Genomic DNA, 24,331 nt, shown 5'->3' with positions numbered 1-24,331 from the left:
TTTATTCTCCTTTCATAAATGAAATATTTTTTGATAGTATTTTAATTATAGGTAATAAAACCTGAATTAACAGTGGTGATGTAGCTGTTAGATATATTAAGAACATGTAGCCATCTGTAGAAGGTTTCTCATTCTTTATACCAAATTTCCAGCCAAGGTACAAATATGCGCTAAGAGGAAATAGATACAAAATAATTAAAAGTATTCTTTTAAATGTCCTCTTTATGTTCTCTATACCAATAATTTCTTTATTCACAGCATGAGCAGCATCAGTGTAAAAGTTAATCGTTTCTGTAAATTTCTCATATTTCTTCTTAAAATCTTCAACATTAATTTCATCATTTTCTTCTTTTATACCCAACTTGATAAAATCTATATTACCTATATTGCTAATGAACTTTCTTAATTCATTATACTGCATTTTATGTTTTTTTCCAAAAAATACTTTGCTCCATATAGACTGTTTTGGTTCTTTTACAACGTCATTTAACAAATCGAATCTACAAGAAGGATTATCATGTTTTTCACTTGTAGCCGAAACAAGCCTGTAAAAAATCAAAGTCACAAATGAACAATATTTAAATGATAATTTATCACATTCACTTTGCAGATTACTAACTTTAGCTATAACAAATTTAAGTTTTTGACTGGTTGGATTATTTAGCGATATTAGTAACGGACCTTGCCAATTGGGATCCAATGTAGTAGAGATATGTCCAAAACCTTGTGTTACAATACCTACTTTTGAGTGAAATGTCCCAGCAATTTCACTTGATACCCAAACGGTCTCCCTGGTTAAGATTAAAACTGTATCATGAGCATCAATGTAGCAATATTTTTCATTATTATCATTATGAATATTCACTAATAGTCTATTATTAATAGAAAAAATAAATTCTGTCGGAGTTAAGTTATAACCTAATGGTGTCAAGTTTTCTTCTTGTTCATATGGCCATATAACTATTTTTTTATCATCAATACAGTTCTTAATATCTTTGTCAGATAAAAATCCAGGTAAACTAGCTCTATCTTCCATGGTAATCCTCCTTTAAATAAGAAATATATTAACTTTTCTATTATTTAACTCTCTTATGTGACTGATATATATATATATTGCGTCTAGAAAGAGTAGGGACATTGCTCAAAACCTTGTCGTTAATGCACTCTTCAACACTAACACATTATTTTATGATATCCCATCTATGTGACAATTTATATTAGGTGCATCATAACATCTTTCTGCATAATAGTAAAAAAACCTTTAAATTATGACAGAAAGAATAATTATACTCTCTCCTAAAACATACATCGAAACTAAAATCTATTGTGATCGTGAAATCAAATGACTAGTAAATACCATACCCCCTACTTGCCAGTTTTATAATAATAATTTACCATGAATCGGTGTAGACATATATAACAACTATACAGTTGGTTTTCCACCGATAAAGGCCACACGCTTCTCAGTGTCCGTAGCAGAGCTAATTGCGACATAATTATAAAGACTTTAGTATTTTATCTCTAAAGGATTTAAGCAGGTGAAGTGATTTTCTTCTCCTGCATCAACAAGATTTGTATAACAGCTACACATCTCTATTGTCTATACCGACCCATAAGATCGTATCCTTCCTTTGGAATAGTCAATAGTATAAGCGCTACCCCAACAGCTAAATTGCCTTCAAAGACGGACCTAGACGCCCCCCCCAAAACTTACCAAGGGACAGCTATGGACGTTAGGTAATAGACTGGGCCGAAGATATGACTTTCATATAAACCCTAAATATTCGTCTTTACAACACCCTTTAGCTTGCAATCTATGTACTTAATAACGCATTACAGGACCCTAAAGCATTACCCTCAAAAACCCCAAAGCCAGACCCTTATCCCCACACTATTTCTTAAATGTTCGTTTAAAGAAAGTGGAACGTCAGTTGCGGTCTTTGCAACTGTTTTTTAAACAAGACATTTAGGGAAAGTGTAATAGTGGTAGGAGACTCTATAAAAGTCAGCCCCAAATGGCTCCTACCTCTATGGAACGTTAGTTGGGGGATCAAAGACCCGGAAGAGTGACCCGTAATCGGAACAGTCTGTCTTTCTTCCTGTACCGTCTCCATAATGAGACAGTGTGTGGAGACAAGCCCCAGGAACCTTCTCAGCGACTGGAATAATCTGTTTTCCCTAAAGGATCTCCCTAGTCAAAACAGTTTGTGAAGGGAGCGGCAACCAAGACCCGTAAGTTACAATATTTTGCTGTAAGGAATCAAGGAAGGTGGCTTATTTTGTGAAACAAAAATTGCCTCCTGGATGAATGAGTGGAAGCAAAAGGTTGTGGACCCTAAAGACAAGGAGGCAGTGTCTGACTCCCCCTTGATGAGGAATACACTGCCTCTGTTTTTCTTACAAGACCTGTCCCTAACAAAACCCTGTGGCTCTACCCTAACTTAGTCGTAGTAGTAGCCTTCACTGTTTATATGTGGTCAAAGTGATTTTATTTGTCCACCATATCCACAGAACTAAAACTAACGAAGACAAGCACTACTCTCCCCCGCTTTTCCCCAGCGATGTTCCCAATCTGTTTAACCCTATAGCATGACTTAATAACAAAACAGTTTGGGAGCGAAGCGGCAGTGAAGACCCTAGAAACGAACCCAGCGACTAGGACAGAATACAGCCCCATCTATCCACGCCAGCATCCAGATAGAAGCATGGCTTTTATGGACGTATGGGAATAACAAGCTATTACTCTCACTACTTCCTCTACTTCTACTTAATACTTCAGCTGTAGTCTGTGGAAGGAGCGGAGAGGCATTGCTCCAAAGATAGACCCAGCGACCAGAAGAGTCTGCAGCCTGATTAGCATCACTTTCATTACTGCAGTCTCTGGAGGGAGCGGTGACCCCTTGACTCCTGAGAACCACCAAGCGACTGGAACAATCTGTTTTCCCCTGGGACCCTCCCTCAATCAAACAGTTTGTGGAAGGAGCGATAACCAAGACCTATTTTTTTAATATGGACTCTTCCTGAGGTTTCCCTAGCACCCTTACTTTCCAAGGCACGATACAATTATTAACAAAGAAAAAGCCCATCACATTAAAGTGATGAGCTCAAAAGTATGTGTTGCAATTTAGATTAATCTACTGAGAGTTGCTCTGCAAAGGAAAATGGAATAATACAGTTGCCTTCGGTACACTTATACGCTTCCTCATCATGCATCATATCTACAATTTCATCTGTATTTAAATGTCCAAACTTAGAGATAATTTCATCCAATGTTTCAATCTCTGACTTAATTAATTTCTTGATCTCAAATCCAGGAACCGGCTTAAATTTATATCCGATATGCTCACCATATAATACTGTATCGTATTGAACTCCCTCAAGTGAAACAATTGCCTCATATCCTTTTGGTACAGCTCCCATTGGTAATGCCCCATAGACAAGACCTCCGATAGCCTTTCCTGTTCTTTTAAAGTGGAGCATATCAGCATACCACAACATCTTCATAAGTTTTACTTTATGAATACTACTAACTTTCGATGCCAAATAGTTGATCATCTCCACAACCTTCTCCAAATTTAGCTCTACATTTCCAGTATATAACGGTTCTTCAAAATTTGCATATATTGTGTTGATTACTTCAATTTGATACTGGTTTTTCATTTTCTTAAACTGTTCAATGGCCTCATGGTGATATTTGCTAAATGCTTTATCTGATATCTTACCCTTAGCTCTTTCTAGCATTTCCAAGAACCATTTAGGATCAGAATTGATCTTACGTAGCACATCATCATGAGCACGATCCTGGACCTGATGATTTTCATATCTGGTGATTGTAGCTTTTCCCCAGTCAAGAATTTCAGAGAAGTCTTTCTGACTTAACCCATACTTTGCCCTTATATTGATGATCTCATCAGATGTCAACAAACCTACCTTTTTCCGATATGCATCTTTCATCATCAGACTATTTGCCTTGATCATTTCTTCTGTTTCAAGATATTCATCAGCATTGGCACAGTATTCATAGGTTGCGTTAAAAGATACTTCTTTTGACTTATACGTTTCTTCATCAATCACTTCTACCGTATCTACTCCATGCTCTTCCATACACATTAAACATAGTTTCTTTTCACTTTTAATTTTCTTCATTATTTTCACCTCAACTTTTCCCATAAGGAAAATTCGATTTTTTAAAATCTCTCTCAGAAAAATGAAAAGACATCACTAAAATAGAACTATTGCCACTGGCATCTGCTATGCTTATTAACTCTACTCTTATCTTGATATACACATCTTCACCTAAGTATTTTTTCCCAAAGACGCGCATTTCAGACTTATTTGGAAATCGAATATCCTTTACTGTTTCAATATATTCTTCAACTGTTAAATAAGCGAGTTCTTTTTTAAGAACTTCCACCTCGTCTTCATTTGGAAACAGCTGTGATATCGTATATCGATTGGTATATTTCTTATCTCTCATATTGTCAATCTGTCGACTCTTTTGAAAATTGATTTTGACAGTTCCACTCTCTATTGCATATTTAAGTCTATCTAAATAAGTCTGCACTTGTAATTTTGATTCAGTACGTTTCTTTTCATTTGCTTTGTTGATCTTCATTATAACACTCCCCATTATCATGGTCAAGGTTTTTGGTATCAATTGATTCCAATTTGTATTGATTTGTGTAAATTTCATTAGATGACTTTTAATAGATCCTACATTACTATTGTATACTATTCATTGGCCACTTTCCAACAAAGAGCTGAATCGCCTACTCTCCAACAAACAAAACCCACCAAGTATCGGTATAAAAATCTATGCCCACTCAGTGAGTTACCTTGTTACCTATTATTATATTCATTCTCTTTATAGCTTCTTTTTCAATCTACTTTGTCCGTAAATACATCTCTCATGGACCCCTAAATGGCCTGTTCCCTTGGTCCTTGATTTCCCGTTCTCATCATCATTAACTCTACTCATCAGTATATTCTAAAAAACACTGATATTTTTTGCTAAAGATTTCGAATTTTGCTACCAGAATCTTAAACAGACCTTCATAGTCTTCAATATCATAGTTGGGGTCCATCTTTTCATCACTATTCCTTGCTTCTAGTACAAGTCCCTTTAATTTTTCAATTTTTTCCCTCAAGGCAATTATATCCTTTGATGTTATTTTCGGCTCATCCTGAAAACAATCGTCCATTGCCCCAACGTCTAAGTCATCTATTAGCTCTTTTACTCTTTTATATTGTAGTTTTCTTTCTTCCCGCTCCATCTCATCCACTCCCGTTATTTATGTATTTTTTTAATACTAATGCACCATATACCTAAGCTACCAACCTTGACTCTCCTGGCTAAAAAACAGGGGAATCCAATTCCTAACTCAAGTGAATCTGCCAAAGCAATAAAATCCTTATTACTTTCATCAATTCACGAACTTCCATCTCTATCAAGTCACTTTAACCACAAATTCAATCATCTTCATTGATAATCAAGCGAGGCTCATTACTGTTTTCACTCCTGGACTTTTACCACTGACGATCTCATAAGCCTTAATAATTTCTTTTCCTTTATCTGTGATTACCAATGCCCTTGGGAGGGTTCTTTGTCTTTCAATCATTCCCCAGACTTCCATATCCATCAAATACTTTTGGACAGTGGAACTAGATTTTACCCCCACCAGCTTGGCGATTTCCCTCACCGTAGGACTATATCCTCTCTTATGATTAAACTCATCAATGGCCAGTAAAACTGCTAGCTTTCTATCTTTTTTCTCCTGCATTTTCAATTCCCTCCCCTTATTTTCATTTCCGAACATATGTTCTAATCTTATTTTACATAAATTTCCCTTGTTTGTAAAGAGACATCTTTGCATTTTACTGAATTTTGGAAATTCGTGGGATATAATGTAGAAAATCCAATAGAGGAGGCGCAGGATGAATCAAATTCAAATTGCAAAGAACTTTCAGCTTCGAGAATTTCAATGCCGAGGGGGGAGCCAATTGGTCAAACTGGACCATCAATTGCTTGAAAAGCTCCAGCAACTTCGGAACCAAGTTAATGCACCCATCAATTTAACCTCTGGATACAGAACACCAGAGCACAATCAAAGAGTTGGTGGCAGCCCCAACAGTCAACATTTATTAGGTCGTGCTGCAGACATCCAGGTGCCGGGTCATTCTCCAGAGGCCATTGCAAAAATGGCAGAGAAAATAGGCTTTGCAGGGATTGGAATCTATTCGACATTTACCCATGTGGATGTTCGAACCACTGAAAAATCCCGTTGGCGTGGATAAGGATAATCTATTAAAAGAGGAGGTGAGCCAGTGCCGACCACGACATTAATCGCTAAGATTAAAAAGATTGATATTAGTAATAAAGTAGCTGCTGACACCTGGAGCCAGTCCATATCCATTGTGTTAAGTGATATTGAATTGAATGATGAAAACCTGGTAGCCCTCAGAAAGTTCCGTCCCAATGAAGAGATTTCCGTGTCATTGGACCCGTTACAGCTTTCTATGTTAGGTAAAGAAGCTCCAGAGGATGAAGAAATGGTTGAAATTCTTGAGGAATCTGATGAATTTGAAGAAGAGCTATTTACCATTGATTACGATGAGGAACTTCCCGAGGGAGATCAGATAGTTAAAACCTTTACGTTTTAGGGTTATTCCCTAAGAAATGCCTATACGAAAGGAGGTGAAATAGATGGCAATTGTAAAGATGGATGAAAGAAGAAGTGCTTCATGTCGATTTGTCACCGGCATGAATCCAGAAGGAAGTGAGACTTACATGACTAGAACCATTGCCAACTTCAAGGTGGAATCTCTTTTAGATGACGTTTATGAAGTGGCGGGCATGATGGCTTCCCTTTATCCTTACAGCATCAAGAACATCAACATGAATGAACGATGTGAATTAGTTGAAGGGTAATGGTTCTGGGGGTTAACCCTAGAAAAGTAACGCCAATTTCATAAAGAAAGGAGGTGTAGTCCTTGGATAAGTATTTACGAATGGTCTTTAAGACCGATGAAGATCGTTTAGTCAGCCTGAGAGTTTCTATCCCTAGAGAGGATCTTGAGGCAGCACAGGTGAAGGCTGTCATGGATTTAATTGTTGCAAAGGATGTGGTCTTCTCAGCTGCTGGTAGCTTAGTGGCGGTGGATAGTGCTTACATCGTTGAGACTGCAACAACAGAGCTTGAAGTGGTAGCTTAGTTTATCCATTAGGTTTTCATAGGCTAAAGGGGGTGATATTCTCCTTTACTCATCAACATCACAGAGGACATGGGATTTATATTTCCGTGTCCTTTGTTTAAAACAAATTACTTCATCAAAATACCTTAAGGAGGTGCCAAGATTCATGAATACCCAAATCAAAAAGAAAGGAAATCAATCTGCCAAAATTTTATCACTACTCATTTTCTTCCTGGTGCTTACCACTACACTGGTTTATTATTTGATTTATAATAATACCTTACAAGCTAGAGGGTACGCCATGGAGGGAGCCATTCATACAGAACAGGTAACCCTATTGTTTCTTATCTTTATTTTATTTCATCTGTTGTTCCTGCCCCTTGCCAGCCTACAAAATAGACTTTGTAAAACAAATGGCAATTCCCAGGCGATCAAAACGGACAGCAATGACTTTTTAAAATCCAATGACAAAATCTGTGATGTTCACTCCCCTTGTAAACAAGAGGTATAGACATGGATATATTATTGACTGAATGCTCATTTTTCATCTTCATCTACCTCTTTTGTTTTCTTGGGGCGCTATCTAAGGATCTAGTGGATACCTTTTTAGAAAAAGCAGAGGATATTTTAATCCTAAAAATCATCATTTCCTCCTTGGCTGTCACCATTTTATTGTATGGTTTTTCCGATAGGCTGTTGAATACACTCTCTTTTAAGCCCTTTACTGCCCTATGTTATACCATGGGACTAATTAGCTTTGAGGTGTTGGTGAAATATAGCAGTATGAAGAACATCGGGGGGTTAGTAGAGGAAGTATATCGAATCAAATGGGATAAAAATAAAGATAAAGGATGATTGTCTCAATGGTTAAGTTGATGCCAGAGAGAAATTCCTTTATCTTTTATTATTGAGATTTCTTTTCGCCGTGCTTATCACTATCATATCTAGTATGATTATGACTGCTTTTTGAGCTATGGTCCTGCAATGAATATCATATTTAAGATAGGCTACGCTATCTGCCACGGGTCACATTTTCCAACGTATCCCGTATAAATCCTATTCCCTTGCCTTCTTTCCCATGTATATGATATCGTATCTTTAATTTTGTCACACTTTTCTTTATCAATAAAGAATTTCGCACTATTTTTAAAGAAAGTCAATATGAGACATCAAAATACACCTGGACCCAAACTGGTTACAGTAAAAAAAACACTAAGTAACAATAATACGTCCTACCATTTAAGTGGATTGCTTTATACATTTTTACTCACAGAGTATCTTACACCAAGTGAATAACGATAGATTCATACTGTCAATTCATAAGAGAGATAAAGACACTACTCCACCCATATGATAATGCGATTAATGCATGCACTACAATCCTAAATAATCATTCCATCCCTTTTGATTAAACTGCCTCTTTGTTCTATGACAAACTTCTTGAAAAGATAACGGTAGTGGTTGTGTTAATGTCTCATTAATTCCATTAAAGATTATTTGGCCTTCATAAAATTCCATCTGCTTAAAATGGACATTTAATACTAATAAGCTGTTATGGGTCAGCGGTATAAATTCCTCATCAAAATATTTAAACTCCCTCACGTTGTCCGATACAATAATGGGAATGTCGAGGGCTGCAGCGTAGCCGGTACATTCACTTTCACCGGGCCCCATAATTCCATTGTACTCCTCTATAATTGGAATCGCTGCCTTATTCACAACAAAATCCTTCTTTCTATCTACCACTTTAAATATACTATTTGGCTCTTGAATCTTCGTATTAATCTTTCCATATTGCTTACCAGCCTTTTTTCTTAATTCAACATCATAAATAAAGTGAGGTATGATAATTTCTTCGAATAAATTTTCTAACACATTAAATCCATCGACCTTTGCCAAGTTAATCAAAATATCAGTATCTGAAATAGCCCCTACATACTTCTTCATTAGATATAATCCTCTTGCACCGGTTCTTCATATCCATATTTCTCTGGAGATTCTCCTAGAAATTCTAGTAAATGTTTCAGCCTACCATAGGAGATCCGGCCCTTTTCATAATTTACCTTTACCATTTCTAGATATTCCTTTGAAACTTGGTTGACCATGGATGGTTCGATTAAATGAATATCATACCCCTGATTACGTGTTATTTTTTGTAGTTCCTCTTTTTTATCAATGCTGGACATACTTCTTAATTCCTCATATTGTTTTGGGTCACATAAATGAAACTGTATTAAGCGTTTCAGCATGGCTGTATAGCTTACTTTGAAATAGGTATTCATCTTGACAACGTGCTTGGGCTCTATTTCCTCTGGAGCTACATTGACAAGCTTGTAAAACATCTCTTTAACAAAATCCTCTGGCATTAAAAATTCTGCCGCAAATATGTTTGCCCGTACATCCTCTTCTTCGTTATCAAATATGACCTTTTCTCTTCTTAATATGTCTTGATTATAAATAAGGTGATATAACTCATGGGCTGCGGAAAAACGCTCATGTCCCAGTGTATAGCTACTATTAAGAAAAACAACAAATTGATCTTCCAAGAAAGCAGTAAAACCTGAAATGCTTTTGGATTCCATTGGTTTTCGTACCAGCAAAGCCATGTTTTCTAATATATCAAATATGTCATTTTGTGGCTGTTGATAAAACTTCATTGCTACCTCTTGAGCCAGCTTTTTAATTTCCAATCTTAGCTTTTCATCTGGCAGTCCAATTTTTTGTATAAAATTCCTCATATAAACTACGACCTCCACATAGGTGTTCGTTTTTTAGTATTTACTTCCCCATTATAAAGTTTCTTTTGAAAAATAAAACCTTTGACCATTTCTTGAATTTCTTCAATTTCTGGTAGTGCATCTTCATATTTTTCTTTTCCTCTAAATAAAGTCACTAAGTTCTCTTCTTGTTCTTCTTCCAGCAGTGCTTCTGCCTCTAGTGAAAGGACCTGACAAATCCCCTTAATCTCCAATGCCGATATACTTCGGCTTCCATTTTCAATCTTACTTAATGTCTCTCTACTCATGGCAATGCCATAGCTACCCAACATTTCCACAAGTTGTGTTTGGCTTAACTTTTTATCTTCCCTAGCTTGTTTAATTCTGAACCCTATCATTTCTAAGGTTAGCATATTAATCACCTTTCCTATTTTAAAATTCCTTCTATTTGTAATATAATATTACATTAATATTATATACGTGTCAATTAAAATATATACCGTAATGAATTGTTACATTTTAAAATTCTTCAGCCATGGCGTTAAGTCTGAGTTCGTTAAGTTTTGTAATCGTAGTTTCATTTACCCTTATAAATTCCTCACATAGTAATCCGTGCCTCTTGTGAAACCGAAGTTAGCAGAATCATCAGTTGTTACTGCTTGTTCTTCAAGAATATGCTCAATTAAGGTGCTGTACTGACTTTCACGGCCATACAACCTTGTGAAAACACCGGGTGATAGGCACTCAGTATGGACGGCTCTGATCTCGCATATTATGCACCTCGGTGTTCTTCATTGTTGTTTATTTGTATGATTATTAATGGTTTCAATTACTTCATCTGTGCTATCATCTATAGTGTATATAAAGCTAAAGTCAAAGAATATAAATCTATAATCATAGTGTATTTTCACCGTATTATTATCAATTTCAACCTTCTTAATTTCTTCCCATCTAAAAGCAAACTTGTCACTAACAATACCTCTTTCTGAAATGCGATCTTTAGGTACATAGTATAGTGATAGTAGGATTAGAATTAAAACAGGCATAAAGCTCAAGCTCCATTTTAAAATTAACTTCAATTTCAGCATATCATAATAACCATAGAGTAATGCAAGATCTGTATCTAGTTGGATCTCTCTAAATATGGACATTAAATATAAAATTGATAATGCTACATTAATAAACATGACAAAGTAATATTTTTTTCTACGGACATTTTTTTCTTTTATGTATACAAGGGTATCACCAAAAGTAATCACTCGAAAGGATTGTTTAATGATTAAATATAGAATTATTATATACAGTAGAACAAGCACAAAGCTAAAGATTACATCTCCTAAACTTAAATAATCCATTTCATTCTCCTTTCATGTATTCATAAATTAAATATATGCTAAATCTCTGTTATCTGGAGTTGCACACATGACCCAAAGGCTATCCAACAAGATACTGTTTAGCTATTGCCCTCATTCTGGTAAGATTCTTATCAACCCAACTGTATAGAACACTTCTATACTCTTGATCCTTCTCAACTTTTTCCTTATCATAGTGATAGTACACTGCAATTCGACATGCCTTAGCACTCTTTAAAGGCTCCCAGCTAATTTGTTCATCTTCAAATACTTTATCAATTTCTGGTTTGACATTTTCTAATATTTCATACCACTCTGTATTTTGGTTAGGGTTTTGGTGCCCTAAATATATTTCTACTCGCAAACGAGAACCTTGAGCCATCGATATGTTAGCATTTACGCCACTTTTCCCAATTGAGGAGGGAACCCATGAATCACTTGTTGTTCGACGTCCTTTTGCCCAAGGATGTCCGTTTTCTGACAAGTACTCAAACATTTCTGACCAAAACTGTCTTCTAAATATATGACGTGGGCCTTCTTCATTTTCTACTGCTCTACGCATTCCACGTACAAAGTCACTTGGCCCAGATTCTAACCGAAATCTAACTGCTGGCCTAGATTCGTCAATCCTTATAACTTCTGGCCGAAGTAAAAAGAATGAGGTATCATCATTACTTATTTCATTTAACCACTCTATAGCTGTTCTATGTTCTTCCCTAACGCTTGGTGTTATCCAAATAATAATTTGAGCATTCAAGCCCCCTGCATAAGTAATAATCTGACCCAGGTGTTTATGGTCACTTGAATCAAGTTGGTTTTCTATTACAACGACCTTTTCTGTTCCTTCTACTTTCCCTAAAATGTCTAACTGAAAATTACCTACCCTTTTTTCCGTTTGTTCAATAATTATTGGAAACCCAATAGCCTCTGAAATAGCTTGTGCATTTTCTGCTAGCCATGGCGTGAAATCTCTTTCTTCATTGAGCCATACTTCCCGAGGATTAATAATTTCAATCTTTCCCAAGTTTGGACCTTTCATAAAATCTCCCCCATTCATTCTCCGAAATCTCAATTCTAGATAACTACTTCATACCAAATTGATTGACAATCATCTTCTATACTAAAGGTGTTCTCCAACATATTTCTAAATAACCTACTTACGACTTTTTTACGATAATAACCCCTGTTAATACTCAAACATGCTAGAAATCTATCAAAAGTAGAGCCCAGTACCTGTGTCGCATTATTCGTCAATATAGTATTATAATTCAGGTATAAATCCCTATATATGTCATCTTTATTATAGCAGAGTTGACGCACCTATCAATGTAAAGTATGGATTTTAAATGAATTATAGCTATTATTTAATTTAAAAACGTATATACACAATTGATATACTAAAGCTATGTAGTCATAGATAACCGAAAGATTCTTACCTTCTTTTGTAAAAAATATCAAAATTTTCTATGAAACCACGTGAAACCTCGCCTGAAACCCAAACCACGGGGCCGTTTTGTTTGCCATAAGTATTACTAGTTCCTATCTAATATACCTCTTCCTATTTTAATATCCATGATAATTGTCTGTTGCTTGTTTCAATTATCCCTATGTGTTGGTTTGAATTTGTTGAGGACACTAAAAAAAGCAATGAAGATAGTAGAATTATAAACCTACTAAAACATTGCTCAAAATTTGATTTAAGAGAAACCGCTAATACCTTAAGAAGAATGTAAACAAATAATCTTTATTCCTTCAACTTTCGTTTCTCGCTTAATAATTTTTCCTTATTAGAACCGGTGTCATCCAATAAAAAGCCTGCCCAATTAATTTCAAGATTATCGGTATTATCTTGCCAATACAGTAACTGATTATAATAGTAATTTATCTTTTCACTGACTGGTTTTGGAAAGTTATCTTTTCCATATTTTAAGACGATTGCTGTCAACTCATAAATAGGTAGCCCCAAAGCGTGTGTTTCTACATGCACTGTAGCTCCAGCATGACCAATTGCATGGCAAAGAGCACCGTATTCCTTATCATCAATTTCTTTAGCTACTGCATGTGAACCTAAAATAGCACGTTTTGCTATGGGCATTTTAATTTCACCCCTTGCCCAAGCCTCACAAAGATCCAAACAGATTCTGGGTCTTCCTTCTTCGGGATATTTTGCTTCAAATTGTCCCAAAGTCATGTTAGCACAATCTAATGCCCACATCACAAGGGTTCGATGATTTTGTAATATGATTAGATTTATCAACTCTTGCAAGCATTCACTATCACGGGAAAATAAAATTTTATTTCTTTTCTTTAATTTGATTTCCACATCTGAAAACATATACTAATTCCTCTCAAATTACATATAATCATTAATTTCTAAACCACGAGCCACGGGGCCATTTGTTTACCTAAGTATTGCTAAATTTTATCTAATACACCTCTTAACATAATATGATATATTCCTATTTGATTTTTCTCTTTTGCTGTTCTGTCATATTTATCACCCATTTATATCCTACCTTATCTATAACTGCATGGTATTCAAAACGTCCTCTTTACTTTGATTTATAATCGAAAGAGAAGACATCAATTACTGGGATATTTATCTCCGTATCAATTCAAAGAAAAACACATTCAAAAGCTTGTTGCATAAGACTTTAGGTGCTAAATTATGAAAATTAAATCAGATTCTAATTCAGATTTCAACCTATAATTCTTTATATAGCTATGAATAACAAAACAGAAGGGTAGGAACTTTTTATCAAAGCCTCTTTCTGCAATCATGTTAAGTTCATCGATCCAGTCAGTATTTCCATCATCATTATAACGATATGGATCTATTGCATGTTTTCTTTGGTTTTTCAGTTTGTCATTGTTTAAATTGAGTACTTTAATTGTCTCTCGCGCAGCTTCGTCAAGGCCATAAATATTGCCATCTTCATCAAATTCAAATTTACTTTCACATATACAATCAATTGGATATATGGATATATCCAGATTCCCTTTATTTGCATCACAATACAAAGGATATCGTGGATTTCTTGCCCTTCTATCTTGTCCACCTTTACACGAACACACTAAATTATTGTATTCTAGTTGAAGATTAGGATGGTAATCCTTATTCTTTAAATGCTCAATAACCGAATTGTCTGAACTGATTTCTTGACCACAGTAGCAACATATATATCCTTGCTCAACTAAAAGAGATTCGCGTAGGCAGTTCTTTATTTCTCTATTCTTATTGTTTGATAACTCTTTAAAAGATGCTCCCCGTTGACGCTTATATCTCAAAAATGCTTCTGGTTGTGATTGTTTGTGTATATACTTCATCTCAATTACCTCTCTAATCTTGCAAGTGATATTTTTGCATTTATAAAAAACGGGTCATCTTCTGATAGTACTTCTTTTAATTGGGCATATAAGTTATGTGCCATCTCTTTATTTTTCTGCATAGCGCTCTCCCGAAAGTCAAAAATCATCTTTTCAATCTCAGGAGGTCTTTTCTTAACATCCATTAATTCTTCTAATACTTCAGTAATATCTCGATTAAATGTTTCACTAGACGGATTATATGCCACCCCGTCTTTTAACAGAATAATATTGTCTTTTCTCATTTTCCCTAACGTTAGAGGTGAATGGGTTGTAAATAGAATTTGTCCCCTTATATTAATTTCATTCACAATATCAACAAACTTTCTTTGCCAATTTGGGTGCAAATATGAGTCAAATTCATCAAGTAGAAACAATGCTTTATATTCTTTTGTTATTTCAAGGATTGACAGAAGCTGGCTTAGTTGCTTTTCACCTTCACTTAAACCTGTATAACTAAATTTGTCATTACCTTTGACTACCTCAAATTCTAAGCCATCTAACACATCCGCTTGAGCAAGCATTTTAAATATTGTAAATAATCCAAGGGCTCCAATACTATCATCTTTAAGTTTCTCAATATCTTCAATCACAATTTTTGATCTGTTATTATCGATTATCGAGTATGTTCCCTTTTGTGCAAAAGTATTTAATTCTTTTGCTACAGCTCCTACGGCATTCCAAAAGTTATCTGCTTTTCCGTTTTTACTCCAACTTGGTTTTTTTAGATTTATTGTTATCGGTGGGCAAATATCTTTAATATCTACCAATTTGCAAATATTATAGTAGGTATCATTTCTGAAAATGTGATTGGACAAAAGACTAGGACCAAAATCATCCACCGATAAATAGGTTAGAAATTTGAAAGCAATTTCTTCATCTTTCTTTAGGGTCTTCTCGAATCTTTTATCAATAATCTCATCTGAAAGTTGCTTAAGCCTTTTTGTTTCTCCCGCATAATATAAAAATATAGCTTTAGGAAAAATTTGATTAACATCTTTTTTTGACACTTTCTCCCCGTTCTTTAAGATTTCCAACAGTTTTTCGGTATTGCGTATTTCAATTATGTAATCGTCTATAGTATATTTAAGACAGAATTCAAATCCATCAGGATTTACATCATCCAATACACTGGAAAAGATAATTGCAATAACTTCCAAAATATTAGATTTTCCGCTACCGTTATTGCCTATAAAAGAATTCACTGATGATTGTGGCTCAAAATAGATTTCAATATCATTCAAGTTTTTATAGCCATGGACATAAATGTACTCCATCTTCATCTTGACTCACCTGCACTTCCACTTAAAATGTCTTTTAACAATTCCATTGCACTCTCTTCTTCTGGATTATTGGTGCCAAGCTCCCCCCTAAATGCACGAGCAAGAATTGATTTTTTCATAAGATCTATATTATCAATTAGGTCACATAGTTGATTAGCATTTTTGTCTTTTTCAAAAATATAATCAAGAATGCGTACTATCTCCTTTTGTTCTAATGAAGAAAAAATAGGAATTTCAATCTTTTCTACAAACTTTGAACTAACATTTCCTTGATTTACACCACCAGTTTCATTGCTAAAAAATACATCTCTAAAAAAATCAGACTGTAAATAATATAATAAGTAGTTTGTTTCAATTGACTCAGGGGTTAAGGATAGAATTCGTTGATTCAACAATAAGTTTTCACTCTCTTTAATTAAAACTGCATATCCATAATCTCTTTTATACTTTGTACCTGTCAATGTAAGTAGAATATCTCCCTCATTTATCGAAAATCTTTTTATTATAGAGTTATCTATCAGGTCCGGGGAAATATATACTGGGTTTCTTGTTAAATCTAATACGCCGTTGTATAAATTGCCCATACGAATAACTTGATGACCAGTGCTTGAAAAGTTTTTACTATCAAAAGCATACCCTGCCCTAAATTTCACTACCTCTTTTATGGATTTTTTCTTCCAACTTCCCATCCCCACACCATTCTCTTCACGCCACTTTTCCGTCAATTCCCCACTAAAAGCCTTATGAAGAATAGCTGCCTTGCGATTTTCAAAGGAATCGAGGGCATCCTGGATAAGCGCTTTTGCTTGATTAAGCTTTTCAAAAAGGCTTTCTATGCGGTCAACGATTCGTTGTTGCTCGGCGAGTGGTGGGAGAGGGAATTCAACAATCGCTGCCTTTCTACCAGATAACTCCAAAAATGTGGTGCCGCTTGCATATGCCTCAAGTAATTTCTTACTACTTTTCAAATAGAAATATAAATACTTAGGTAAATAACATGGAGATGGTAGAAAACTCTTGAACCCCTGGTTTGTACATAATTCGTTATCTGCAATTGCAACATAACCGATTGGAGCTCTTGATGATAACAAAACAGTATTTTCGGGCAGAAGTCTAGCTGAACTTTTTTTCAAACCAAGTTCAGTTATATTTTTTTTCCCATGAGATATATAGATATCTGTATAACCAGATAAATCAACTGGGCTAATCCATGGTATAGAACCATTTTCATAGTATTCTATCACCCTAGATGGAGGTGTACCTCCACCAATAATAGTAGTAACGTTGCCTAATCTAGTCCATACCCAATTCTCCGGCACTACATTAGATTTCTCACTTTTTGGTACGAGTGCCTGTTCCAACAATTCTTCCACTGGTAAGACCTGTTTCTTCTTCGCCATTACTCATCTCCTCCCAATGAGCGGAGTTCCTTTACAACGCTCTGGATGAGATCAACAGCTTCTTCAAGTTTGGCAATAACTTCTTCCCCGCTTTCAATTGGGTCCTGCATATCATCATAATCTAAGATGCTATCATCACGAATAAGGCCTAAATCAAGGCTATTATTTTTTACTTTTATCTGTTCTCTTGTAAAGCAAGAGAATCGTTCATCTTCAACTTTAGTACGGTCCTCTGATGTGTATGCTTTTATAAAATCTTCAAAGTGCTCTTCCTTAAGGGCTTTTGTCTTGCCAAAGCTCTGCATATTGGTGCGCAGATCATAGACCCACACTTCTTTAGTGTTGTTTTTCTCTGTCTTTCCACGGGTAAAGAAAAGTACATTGGTCTTAACCCCTTGAGCATAGAATATTCCCGTAGGTAAACGTAAAACGGTATGCAGATTACATTTATCCATTAAATCTGCTCGGATCGACGCACCATCACCATCAGCAAAAAGCACATTGTCTGGAAGAACAACAGCAGCACGAGATTTTCCATTTGTCTTAAGGCTTCTATAAATATGTTGTAAGAAATTTAACTGTTTATTGGAGCTTGGGTAAGTTAAATCATCTCGAGTAGTACGCTCTCCACCTTTTTTCGTGCCGAAGGGCGGATTGGTCAACACCACATCAAAATCCTTCATGGCTTTGCCCAAGTTGGAGAGGGTATCTGCATATAGAATCTTACCTTCGATATCGTGAAGCATGGCGTTCATAAGTGCTAGACGATGGGTATCATGGACAAGCTCACAACCAGTGAACGCTTTATTTTTCTGGAATTCCTGTTCTTTCAAAGACAAATCAAAAAGATCATCAGTGTGATCCTTCACATAACGATCGGCCGCAATCATGAATCCAAAAGTACCGCAAGCAGGGTCATTACATTTTTCACCAGCTTGTGGTGCGATAAGCTGCGTCATGATATTAATCAGTACTCGTGGCGTGAAATATTGGCCAGCACCTGATTTCTTCTCATTTGCATTTTTCTCCAGGAGTCCTTCATAAAGATTCCCCAGGCCTTCCTCCTTAGCTGAATACCAATCCAGTGCATCAATAGAAGTAATAATCTTCTCTAGATTCTTTGGCTCCTCAATGTTAGACCTTGAGCCTGAATAGATTTCACGAATTCTTCCAGTACATTCTTCACCTAAATGATTTAAAAGTTCATTATAGTAGCGTTTTAATTCCACACCTTGCTTTTTTATAAGAATATCCCAACGGTAATCTTCAGGGATCTGACCATCTGTGCCTGTTTCCTTTGACATTTTTAAGAAAAGTATATAGGTGAGTTCCGTCACATATTGGTGATAGGTAATACCGTCATCTCGAAGTACATTGCATAGGTTCCATAGTTTTGCTACAATCTCTTGATTATTCATTAGGCTACACTTCCTCCATCATCATATAAATATTCATTAAGCTCTTGAATGATATCATCCAGCTGGTTTTTGAATATCTTGTTAATCTTGTTATATCCCCCTGCAGTCTTAAATGAACCCGTTTCAAAGGTTGCTTGATCCAAAATAGACTCAAGGAGCAAGTTCTTTTCAATGCGCTCTATCCACCCAAGTTCCATCTTGTTGAAATCATGGTTTTTCTTTAAGCGGTCGACTGCATTCTTAATACGTTCTTCATGGCTAAGTAAAGTTGAACCTATGGCCTGCTGGCGAATAAAACTGATAATATCCGCTGCTATGTCCTGATTTTTTACTTCTTTCCATGCAGTATTAAGCTGCTGCTCTGTAAACATATGTCTGTCAAGTTCTAGCTTTAGGCTTTTTAGACTGTCCCTGGTAAGCTCTTTAGGTCTAGTACAAACAATATTAAGTGCTACAATTTTATTGAAGTTATTGGTGATAAATGTCTTGAATTCTTCAAGATAATCCTCAGGCTTTTTCCCTTCACCATACCCACGGGTATGGCTTAAGAGTTCATCCTCTTTATCTGATATGACAACGGCTCTTCTTGGATCATTAGTTCCTTCCTTCAGCATGTCAAACAGTTTTTTGTTTTTAATTATATGCTCTTTGGCATCTTCCGCTGACATCCCCTTTATTTTCCCAATAAATTCTGTTGGATCTTGTCCTCCAGAAAGATCTATAAAGTGGGCCATGGTCTTCTCATTCATACTGCGTTTCTTCCGTTGAAGCTTGGCGATAATCATATCTATTTGGTTCTTAATTTGTTTCTCAGTCGGCAGTACTTCAAGTCCCGTCAATAGGTCTTCAAAACTTGTGCTTGGATTGGCAACAACAGGTTTCATTGTATTGACCGGTTGCAAAGATTCATATACTCCAATCGGATCATAGATTTCAAAGTGCGTTTTTCCTATTTCAGGACAAAGTCTTGTTGCTCGTCCCATCATCTGTTCAAACAAGATTCTGGATTTGACTCTGCGCATAAACACCAGGGTTGTAATCTCAGGCACATCTATCCCCGTTGTTAGCAGGTCTACTGTTACTGCGATATTAGGATATTTTTCGTTTTTGAATCTCTTGACTGCTTCTAGTACCTTCTTTTTATTGCCACCACCAACACTGCCTGTTATCTTCATAATGGCGTCATTATCAACACCATAAGGCTCAAAAATTTCTTTTAGTATCTTTACAATTAAATCTGCATGGCTATCATCAACGGCATAAATGAGTGTCTTCCCCTCTCCCTCAGGATCCAGCTCCTTTGATATTTCGATTAAAACAGTTCTATTGAAGCTCTCCGTGATAACCTGACGATTGAATTTTTCCACATCAAACTTGAGCTCATCTTCCAATTCATCACTATTCATGATTTCGCCAGTGACCGGGTCATAAATGGCTACCGTCTCACCCTTCTCATAGTTGATACCTTCCTTGCTGAGCTTTGTAACGATGGTATGTGGCGCATCATGATCCACCAAATATCCCTCGACGACTGCTTCCCTATAAGTATAGTTGTATACAGGTTTTCCGAATATTTCACTGGTATGAAGAGCCGGTGTTGCTGTCAACGCTATTTTTACAGAGTCAAAATATTCTATAACCGCCCTGTATTTGCTGATATAATCATCCTGATTGCGGTACAATATTTCATCTTCATCCATTTCTTTATCAAGGATATATCCTCTATGGGCTTCGTCTATCACAATCAAATCATAGTCAATAATCGATGGCATTGTTTCATCTTGGTTATCTAAAATACGTTTCACAAGGCTTTGAACTGTTGCCACCTGAATTTTTGTTTCTTTATCAATCATTCTGTCTTCAAGATTTTTAATATTATAAATCTCATCAAGTGTCATCAAATCTTCAAGCTTAACTTCTTTAAACACATCCTGTGCCTGTTCACCAAGGGCAGACCGATCTACTAAGAATAGAATTCGTTTAAACCTTCCTGTTTTCAAAAAACGATAAATCATACCAAGGACAGTGCGAGTTTTTCCTGTTCCTGTAGCCATGGATAAAAGAGCTGTTTGTTTACCTTCAATAATAGCTTTCTCAGCAGCTTCAATAGCATCAATCTGATATTCCCTAAGATTAAGCCCATCTTTATCCCTTAAAAGATCATAGGGTAACTCTTCGAGGGATGCATTTGCAGCCTCTATGTCCTTTTCCAGCAATTCCAAAATACCGTCAGGGCTCATCCAACCCTGCTGTGCTTTTGGAATATTAGCTGGTTTTCTCACATCAAGAAACCAAATGCCGGATTTCGTTTCCAATTGTTTTAGATATTTTCTGCCATTTGTTGCGAATAGCAATGGTGCTTTATACTCGCCCCAGCTATCAATCATATATTCTGCATGCTCATCTTTAATATTCTTAGCATAATCTTTGCACTGATAATCTAATACCGATGGAATATCAAGAAACATACGCTTGGCTTCAATAATACCAACAAGTTTAAGCCCTATAAATAAAACATAATCTGCATATCCATGATCACCCACACTTGAATTTGTAGGCCACTCTGCAATAGCAATATTTTTTCCTTTTTGAGGTCTAGTGCCTTTTGAATACCTTAGATTGACAGTATCAACTTCCCAACCGACTTTGCGAAGTTGTGCATCTATGAGATAACGCGTTTCTTTTTCAGAGAGCTTCATCATTTCAGATGCTGAAGCAGCCCTTTTCAACCTTTCTTTACTTGATAGGGTCTTACTAGGTTTTTGCTTTAGAACTTTTTCTGTCAAAACTGCAATAAGCTCTTCTTTTTCTTTTAGCAATGCTTCAAAATCTGCTTGCTGACTATTATCTTCAGGCAGAACAAACTCAGCAGGAGCATACTGCCAGTCACCATAGGTCTGCATAAACCAAATAGCAAGATTATGTCCCATCTCAAGGAGTATCACACAATCTTCAAAAGAATCATATCCTGAATGGACAGCTTTATTTCTTGCTATTCGAAGTGAGTAGATTATATCGTCAATATTTTGAGATATCAAGCCTTCCTTTTTTAAGAGCTTGATTCTGTTCGCATGTGTATTGTCATATTCCGGAGGTTCCATCTGATCAAGCTTCAACATTAGATTAACAATAGTTTCCCCGAATAATCCCAGCTTGATTAAACTGGAATTTGCATCTGAGTAGAGATAACTTTCAGCTGTGCTTCCCAAATTAGCTAATACAGGGAAGGTTTTATTCAAGAACTCAAAATTTGATTTCATCAAACATCCACCTCTGCTTTGACATAATATACAATATCACCTATATTGCATTTCAGAACTCTAAATATCTTAACCAGTACTTCCATGTTATTATATTAATTTTGCACATAATATACCCTCACAGTGTACTTAAAACATACTAAAATAAACATATTCGCATATGCATTCTCATATAATAACAAAAACATTTCCCAATAAGAAACAACTCTGATTTTTCAAAGCTTTAAGCAGTATTTTTTCAATTTAACTAGATTCCCGATATAATATAGCCCTCGGAACCATTTAAATCAATTAGAAAATCTTTAACTCATATAATTCCATACAAATACACGAAACTCCTTCTTTGTTTGGCACATCTATTCGAATTTTGCGTATTTATGTACCCCCATGGCCCGTTTTCTGAATACTTCTTTATTTTGAAGAAGCATAAATAAACCACGAAAAAAGGACCAGATTTCTCTAGCCCTCTGATTGCAACTTACTTCTTCTCTATCAACGCCATACATATGGCGGTAGACGAAAACCTTCTAGGGATTCAGTCCTTGGAATATCTATATGCTTTAAATTGAATGAGATAGAAACAAACTTATTCTTAAAGTGTGCTGGATATAATGAATTATATCTAAGAAACCAGCGCGATGTGATAATTTATAAATGTATTGAAGAAAGTTGTAACATCAACACAATAAATCATATTCTCACTTCGTATAACGAAAAAACTATAGGAAATTTAGACCAAGATGAAGGTTTTTAATTTGCTCTTTTTATTTAATGAAGATATTTATATCTTCTACATTTATAATACTGAAATGTGATAATAAACACCTTAGAAATCTATTTCACATGATTTATGTGGTGTTTTACTTTATTAATCTACGATTAAACATTTTCGGTCTTTCTTATTACTCCTTCAGAGCGAAGAACCTCACTTCACTCTTCTAGTCACTCAGTCTATCTTCCAGGCTACTCTCTCCGCTCCTTCCACAGACTGCAGCTAATGTCCTATCCTATATTTCATTTAGGCTTCAATAAAACAGTGGCTTGTTATTCCCATACGTCCATAAAAACCACTGTTTTACTCATTGTATTGATTTAGTGATCTCCTGGGTACGCTGCAGACTGTTCCAGTCGCTGGGCCGTTCTTTGTAGCAAAGAGCTGGGGTCTGCAAACTTTCAAAGGATCCTTAGGGTTGATTTAATCGAGTCTAATCCTTCAAAAGATTGCTCTTTAGGGTCTCTCAATAACTACCGTTCCTTCCATAAACTTTTTCTATGAAAGTTAAGCTATGGAGCAAAAAAGATTATTCCAGTCACTGGGTCATTCTTTTGGGTATCTATTTTTAGTTATTCTTTTAGGTCTTTACTGGCACAGACTACCTCTTTTGTAGCATGAATAGGGGGACCGGTAGACTGTACCAGCCAGGACATCTCTGGGGTCCCATGCCCCACAACTAACGTTACATAGAGGTAGTTTTACCTAGGGTCTATCTTATGAGCAATCTACCCCTATTCCACTTTCCCTAAATGTACAGAATTTCAGAAATAGTTGCCACCATTACGCTTCCCCTGAAGGTCGGCAACTAACGCTCCCCTTTCCTGAAATCGACACTTAGTGAATAGTTGTGGGCTGGCTATCTTGCGGGTCTGTAAAGATCTAGCACAGGTCTATCTCCGTGGTTCAATTGGTTGGGCTGCTCCCAGCCCTACTTACATTGTGGATATGATGGACAGCCCTTTTCAGTTGTTTTCTTGTGAGCCTGACCACATACCCACAAAGTTAATGACTACTGCTACTCCTACTGGTGAAAGTGACGTTTTCGGGTCGGGGCATGATGGACAACTTATTCTGTTTTGTTTTATTGTACTGTTGCCCACATGCCTATCGGAGCTTATCTCTCAGGTCTTGTCTTGCCCAGCATCTCTTCTCTTTCCACAGACTTCCCTTACTTATTGTCTATCTTCAGTGTGGGAAGACTGTTTTCGACATCCTCAGTTTTCTGAAGTATTAAAAAAGCAAGAGAATAAAATCACTTCCCTTGCAGATCTATGGTCCTGTGATGCCATCCTCTAGTCTGGTTTAGTGCCCATACATTGTAAACCTTACAACCTTAATGCATAATATACTCATCTGCCACACTAAAATATGCATTAATGACGTAATGCATAATAGCCAACGCACATGGTTAAGTGTAGTAAAGTTTGCTACCATAAAAATGCCGCTTACCCAGTTAAGATAAAAGGCCTATCTTTAATCATTTTTTCTGTTTTATATCTGCCCCTTCGCAGAGAAGCGCTTCAATCGCGTCGGTGTACTTTTGCCGGGCGAACATGAGCACGACACACC

Annotated in this window: 27 protein-coding genes; 9 read left to right on the top strand and 18 right to left on the bottom strand. The window is 36.1% G+C overall.

What is annotated here, in order from left to right:
- Nucleotide 1: 1 nt before the first annotated feature.
- Nucleotides 2–1,036: a dCTP deaminase domain-containing protein gene (locus tag AMET_RS24130; RefSeq protein WP_012062136.1), complete on the bottom strand. Its 1,035-nt coding sequence runs from the start codon at nucleotides 1,034–1,036 to the stop codon at nucleotides 2–4.
- 1,268 nt (nucleotides 1,037–2,304) lie between these two features.
- Between AMET_RS24130 and AMET_RS25535 the strand changes: the two genes are divergently transcribed.
- The gene (locus tag AMET_RS25535) at nucleotides 2,305–2,445 is read left to right on the top strand and encodes a hypothetical protein (protein WP_157047149.1); all 141 of its coding nucleotides are present in this window, start codon (nucleotides 2,305–2,307) and stop codon (nucleotides 2,443–2,445) included.
- Between the two features lie 191 nt (nucleotides 2,446–2,636).
- Here the strand turns inward: AMET_RS25535 and AMET_RS26350 are convergent, their stop codons facing one another.
- The 5 genes from AMET_RS26350 to AMET_RS04275 form a co-directional block, all read right to left on the bottom strand.
- On the bottom strand, nucleotides 2,637–2,918 hold the full coding sequence (locus AMET_RS26350; RefSeq protein ID WP_041720341.1) for a hypothetical protein: 282 nt from the start codon (nucleotides 2,916–2,918) through the stop codon (nucleotides 2,637–2,639).
- A gap of 211 nt (nucleotides 2,919–3,129) precedes the next feature.
- A complete protein-coding gene (locus AMET_RS04290) occupies nucleotides 3,130–4,146 on the bottom strand; it encodes a type II TA system antitoxin MqsA family protein (protein WP_012062135.1) in 1,017 nt (338 codons plus the stop codon).
- Nucleotides 4,147–4,156: 10 nt separating this feature from the next.
- Entirely contained in the window at nucleotides 4,157–4,615 is a 459-nt protein-coding gene (locus AMET_RS04285) for a hypothetical protein (protein ID WP_012062134.1), read from the bottom strand.
- 355 nt (nucleotides 4,616–4,970) lie between these two features.
- A complete protein-coding gene (locus tag AMET_RS04280; protein ID WP_012062133.1) occupies nucleotides 4,971–5,273 on the bottom strand; it encodes a hypothetical protein in 303 nt (100 codons plus the stop codon).
- 216 nt (nucleotides 5,274–5,489) lie between these two features.
- The gene (locus AMET_RS04275) at nucleotides 5,490–5,780 is read right to left on the bottom strand and encodes a LexA family protein (protein WP_012062132.1); all 291 of its coding nucleotides are present in this window, start codon (nucleotides 5,778–5,780) and stop codon (nucleotides 5,490–5,492) included.
- Nucleotides 5,781–5,934: 154 nt separating this feature from the next.
- Between AMET_RS04275 and AMET_RS04270 the strand changes: the two genes are divergently transcribed.
- The 6 genes from AMET_RS04270 (at nucleotide 5,935) to AMET_RS04245 (ending at nucleotide 8,046) form a co-directional block, all read left to right on the top strand.
- Entirely contained in the window at nucleotides 5,935–6,294 is a 360-nt protein-coding gene (locus AMET_RS04270) for a YcbK family protein (protein WP_012062131.1), read from the top strand.
- A 30-nt stretch (nucleotides 6,295–6,324) separates the two neighbouring features.
- Nucleotides 6,325–6,660, top strand: coding sequence for a hypothetical protein (locus tag AMET_RS04265; RefSeq protein ID WP_012062130.1), 336 nt, complete (start codon nucleotides 6,325–6,327; stop codon nucleotides 6,658–6,660).
- A gap of 43 nt (nucleotides 6,661–6,703) precedes the next feature.
- Complete coding sequence (locus tag AMET_RS04260) at nucleotides 6,704–6,928, top strand: DUF1659 domain-containing protein (RefSeq protein ID WP_012062129.1); 225 nt, start codon at nucleotides 6,704–6,706, stop codon at nucleotides 6,926–6,928.
- Between the two features lie 62 nt (nucleotides 6,929–6,990).
- Nucleotides 6,991–7,212 carry a DUF2922 domain-containing protein gene (locus tag AMET_RS04255; protein ID WP_012062128.1) on the top strand — a complete coding sequence of 74 codons (222 nt, stop codon included), beginning with the start codon at nucleotides 6,991–6,993 and terminating at the stop codon, nucleotides 7,210–7,212.
- Nucleotides 7,213–7,357: 145 nt separating this feature from the next.
- Nucleotides 7,358–7,702, top strand: coding sequence for a hypothetical protein (locus AMET_RS04250; RefSeq protein ID WP_041720339.1), 345 nt, complete (start codon nucleotides 7,358–7,360; stop codon nucleotides 7,700–7,702).
- A gap of 2 nt (nucleotides 7,703–7,704) precedes the next feature.
- Nucleotides 7,705–8,046 carry a hypothetical protein gene (locus AMET_RS04245; RefSeq protein ID WP_012062126.1) on the top strand — a complete coding sequence of 114 codons (342 nt, stop codon included), beginning with the start codon at nucleotides 7,705–7,707 and terminating at the stop codon, nucleotides 8,044–8,046.
- Between the two features lie 519 nt (nucleotides 8,047–8,565).
- Here the strand turns inward: AMET_RS04245 and AMET_RS04240 are convergent.
- From AMET_RS04240 to AMET_RS04215, 7 genes are all read right to left on the bottom strand, one after another.
- A complete protein-coding gene (locus AMET_RS04240) occupies nucleotides 8,566–9,138 on the bottom strand; it encodes a hypothetical protein (RefSeq protein WP_012062125.1) in 573 nt (190 codons plus the stop codon).
- Nucleotides 9,138–9,929: an ImmA/IrrE family metallo-endopeptidase gene (locus AMET_RS04235; protein ID WP_012062124.1), complete on the bottom strand. Its 792-nt coding sequence runs from the start codon at nucleotides 9,927–9,929 to the stop codon at nucleotides 9,138–9,140. Before AMET_RS04235 ends, AMET_RS04240 begins: the two co-directional genes overlap by 1 nt.
- A gap of 5 nt (nucleotides 9,930–9,934) precedes the next feature.
- Nucleotides 9,935–10,321 carry a helix-turn-helix domain-containing protein gene (locus tag AMET_RS04230; protein ID WP_012062123.1) on the bottom strand — a complete coding sequence of 129 codons (387 nt, stop codon included), beginning with the start codon at nucleotides 10,319–10,321 and terminating at the stop codon, nucleotides 9,935–9,937.
- Nucleotides 10,322–10,495: 174 nt separating this feature from the next.
- A complete protein-coding gene (locus tag AMET_RS26790) occupies nucleotides 10,496–10,624 on the bottom strand; it encodes a hypothetical protein (protein WP_278184233.1) in 129 nt (42 codons plus the stop codon).
- A gap of 75 nt (nucleotides 10,625–10,699) precedes the next feature.
- Nucleotides 10,700–11,263 carry a hypothetical protein gene (locus AMET_RS04225; RefSeq protein WP_012062122.1) on the bottom strand — a complete coding sequence of 188 codons (564 nt, stop codon included), beginning with the start codon at nucleotides 11,261–11,263 and terminating at the stop codon, nucleotides 10,700–10,702.
- Nucleotides 11,264–11,342: 79 nt separating this feature from the next.
- Entirely contained in the window at nucleotides 11,343–12,299 is a 957-nt protein-coding gene (locus tag AMET_RS04220) for a DUF4268 domain-containing protein (protein WP_012062121.1), read from the bottom strand.
- A gap of 705 nt (nucleotides 12,300–13,004) precedes the next feature.
- Nucleotides 13,005–13,595: a putative immunity protein gene (locus tag AMET_RS04215; RefSeq protein WP_012062120.1), complete on the bottom strand. Its 591-nt coding sequence runs from the start codon at nucleotides 13,593–13,595 to the stop codon at nucleotides 13,005–13,007.
- Between the two features lie 222 nt (nucleotides 13,596–13,817).
- Here AMET_RS04215 and AMET_RS27265 point away from each other — a divergent pair, with 222 nt between their 5' ends.
- A complete protein-coding gene (locus AMET_RS27265) occupies nucleotides 13,818–13,910 on the top strand; it encodes an IS3 family transposase (RefSeq protein ID WP_408626393.1) in 93 nt (30 codons plus the stop codon).
- Nucleotides 13,911–13,921: 11 nt separating this feature from the next.
- Here the strand turns inward: AMET_RS27265 and AMET_RS04205 are convergent, their stop codons facing one another.
- From AMET_RS04205 to hsdR, 5 genes are read right to left on the bottom strand one after another with little or no spacing between them, the layout of a single operon-like run.
- Nucleotides 13,922–14,587: a retron system putative HNH endonuclease gene (locus tag AMET_RS04205; RefSeq protein WP_012062119.1), complete on the bottom strand. Its 666-nt coding sequence runs from the start codon at nucleotides 14,585–14,587 to the stop codon at nucleotides 13,922–13,924.
- Between the two features lie 5 nt (nucleotides 14,588–14,592).
- The gene (locus tag AMET_RS04200) at nucleotides 14,593–15,903 is read right to left on the bottom strand and encodes an ATP-binding protein (protein WP_207636412.1); all 1,311 of its coding nucleotides are present in this window, start codon (nucleotides 15,901–15,903) and stop codon (nucleotides 14,593–14,595) included.
- A 2-nt stretch (nucleotides 15,904–15,905) separates the two neighbouring features.
- Complete coding sequence (locus AMET_RS04195; protein ID WP_012062117.1) at nucleotides 15,906–17,309, bottom strand: restriction endonuclease subunit S; 1,404 nt, start codon at nucleotides 17,307–17,309, stop codon at nucleotides 15,906–15,908.
- Entirely contained in the window at nucleotides 17,309–18,727 is a 1,419-nt protein-coding gene (locus AMET_RS04190) for a class I SAM-dependent DNA methyltransferase (protein WP_012062116.1), read from the bottom strand. Before AMET_RS04190 ends, AMET_RS04195 begins: the two co-directional genes overlap by 1 nt.
- Nucleotides 18,727–21,987, bottom strand: coding sequence for a type I restriction-modification system endonuclease (gene hsdR, locus AMET_RS04185; RefSeq protein ID WP_012062115.1), 3,261 nt, complete (start codon nucleotides 21,985–21,987; stop codon nucleotides 18,727–18,729). Before hsdR ends, AMET_RS04190 begins: the two co-directional genes overlap by 1 nt.
- Nucleotides 21,988–23,623: 1,636 nt before the next feature.
- Between hsdR and AMET_RS04180 the strand changes: the two genes are divergently transcribed.
- Nucleotides 23,624–24,058 (top strand): hypothetical protein, encoded by a 435-nt coding sequence (locus tag AMET_RS04180; RefSeq protein ID WP_041720336.1) that lies wholly within the window; start codon nucleotides 23,624–23,626, stop codon nucleotides 24,056–24,058.
- Nucleotides 24,059–24,331: the final 273 nt, after the last annotated feature.

The organism is Alkaliphilus metalliredigens QYMF, assembly GCF_000016985.1.
In the GTDB taxonomy this organism is placed as follows: domain Bacteria; phylum Bacillota; class Clostridia; order Peptostreptococcales; family Natronincolaceae; genus Alkaliphilus_A; species Alkaliphilus_A metalliredigens.
This window is presented reverse-complemented; position numbering and strand designations above follow the sequence as displayed.

What these genes read in the sequence shown, in the direction of transcription:
- AMET_RS24130 (WP_012062136.1), bottom strand. Translation starts at nt 1,036, where the DNA reads ATGGAAGATAGAGCTAGTTTACCTGGATTTTTATCTGACAAAGATATT.
- AMET_RS25535 (WP_157047149.1), top strand. Translation starts at nt 2,305, where the DNA reads ATGAATGAGTGGAAGCAAAAGGTTGTGGACCCTAAAGACAAGGAGGCA.
- AMET_RS04290 (WP_012062135.1), bottom strand. Translation starts at nt 4,146, where the DNA reads ATGAAGAAAATTAAAAGTGAAAAGAAACTATGTTTAATGTGTATGGAA.
- AMET_RS04285 (WP_012062134.1), bottom strand. Translation starts at nt 4,615, where the DNA reads ATGAAGATCAACAAAGCAAATGAAAAGAAACGTACTGAATCAAAATTA.
- AMET_RS04280 (WP_012062133.1), bottom strand. Translation starts at nt 5,273, where the DNA reads ATGGAGCGGGAAGAAAGAAAACTACAATATAAAAGAGTAAAAGAGCTA.
- AMET_RS04275 (WP_012062132.1), bottom strand. Translation starts at nt 5,780, where the DNA reads ATGCAGGAGAAAAAAGATAGAAAGCTAGCAGTTTTACTGGCCATTGAT.
- AMET_RS04270 (WP_012062131.1), top strand. Translation starts at nt 5,935, where the DNA reads ATGAATCAAATTCAAATTGCAAAGAACTTTCAGCTTCGAGAATTTCAA.
- AMET_RS04260 (WP_012062129.1), top strand. Translation starts at nt 6,704, where the DNA reads ATGGCAATTGTAAAGATGGATGAAAGAAGAAGTGCTTCATGTCGATTT.
- AMET_RS04250 (WP_041720339.1), top strand. Translation starts at nt 7,358, where the DNA reads ATGAATACCCAAATCAAAAAGAAAGGAAATCAATCTGCCAAAATTTTA.
- AMET_RS04245 (WP_012062126.1), top strand. Translation starts at nt 7,705, where the DNA reads ATGGATATATTATTGACTGAATGCTCATTTTTCATCTTCATCTACCTC.
- AMET_RS04240 (WP_012062125.1), bottom strand. Translation starts at nt 9,138, where the DNA reads ATGAAGAAGTATGTAGGGGCTATTTCAGATACTGATATTTTGATTAAC.
- AMET_RS04235 (WP_012062124.1), bottom strand. Translation starts at nt 9,929, where the DNA reads ATGAGGAATTTTATACAAAAAATTGGACTGCCAGATGAAAAGCTAAGA.
- AMET_RS04230 (WP_012062123.1), bottom strand. Translation starts at nt 10,321, where the DNA reads ATGCTAACCTTAGAAATGATAGGGTTCAGAATTAAACAAGCTAGGGAA.
- AMET_RS04225 (WP_012062122.1), bottom strand. Translation starts at nt 11,263, where the DNA reads ATGGATTATTTAAGTTTAGGAGATGTAATCTTTAGCTTTGTGCTTGTT.
- AMET_RS04220 (WP_012062121.1), bottom strand. Translation starts at nt 12,299, where the DNA reads ATGAAAGGTCCAAACTTGGGAAAGATTGAAATTATTAATCCTCGGGAA.
- AMET_RS04215 (WP_012062120.1), bottom strand. Translation starts at nt 13,595, where the DNA reads ATGTTTTCAGATGTGGAAATCAAATTAAAGAAAAGAAATAAAATTTTA.
- AMET_RS04205 (WP_012062119.1), bottom strand. Translation starts at nt 14,587, where the DNA reads ATGAAGTATATACACAAACAATCACAACCAGAAGCATTTTTGAGATAT.
- AMET_RS04200 (WP_207636412.1), bottom strand. Translation starts at nt 15,903, where the DNA reads ATGGAGTACATTTATGTCCATGGCTATAAAAACTTGAATGATATTGAA.
- AMET_RS04195 (WP_012062117.1), bottom strand. Translation starts at nt 17,309, where the DNA reads ATGGCGAAGAAGAAACAGGTCTTACCAGTGGAAGAATTGTTGGAACAG.
- AMET_RS04190 (WP_012062116.1), bottom strand. Translation starts at nt 18,727, where the DNA reads ATGAATAATCAAGAGATTGTAGCAAAACTATGGAACCTATGCAATGTA.
- hsdR (WP_012062115.1), bottom strand. Translation starts at nt 21,987, where the DNA reads ATGAAATCAAATTTTGAGTTCTTGAATAAAACCTTCCCTGTATTAGCT.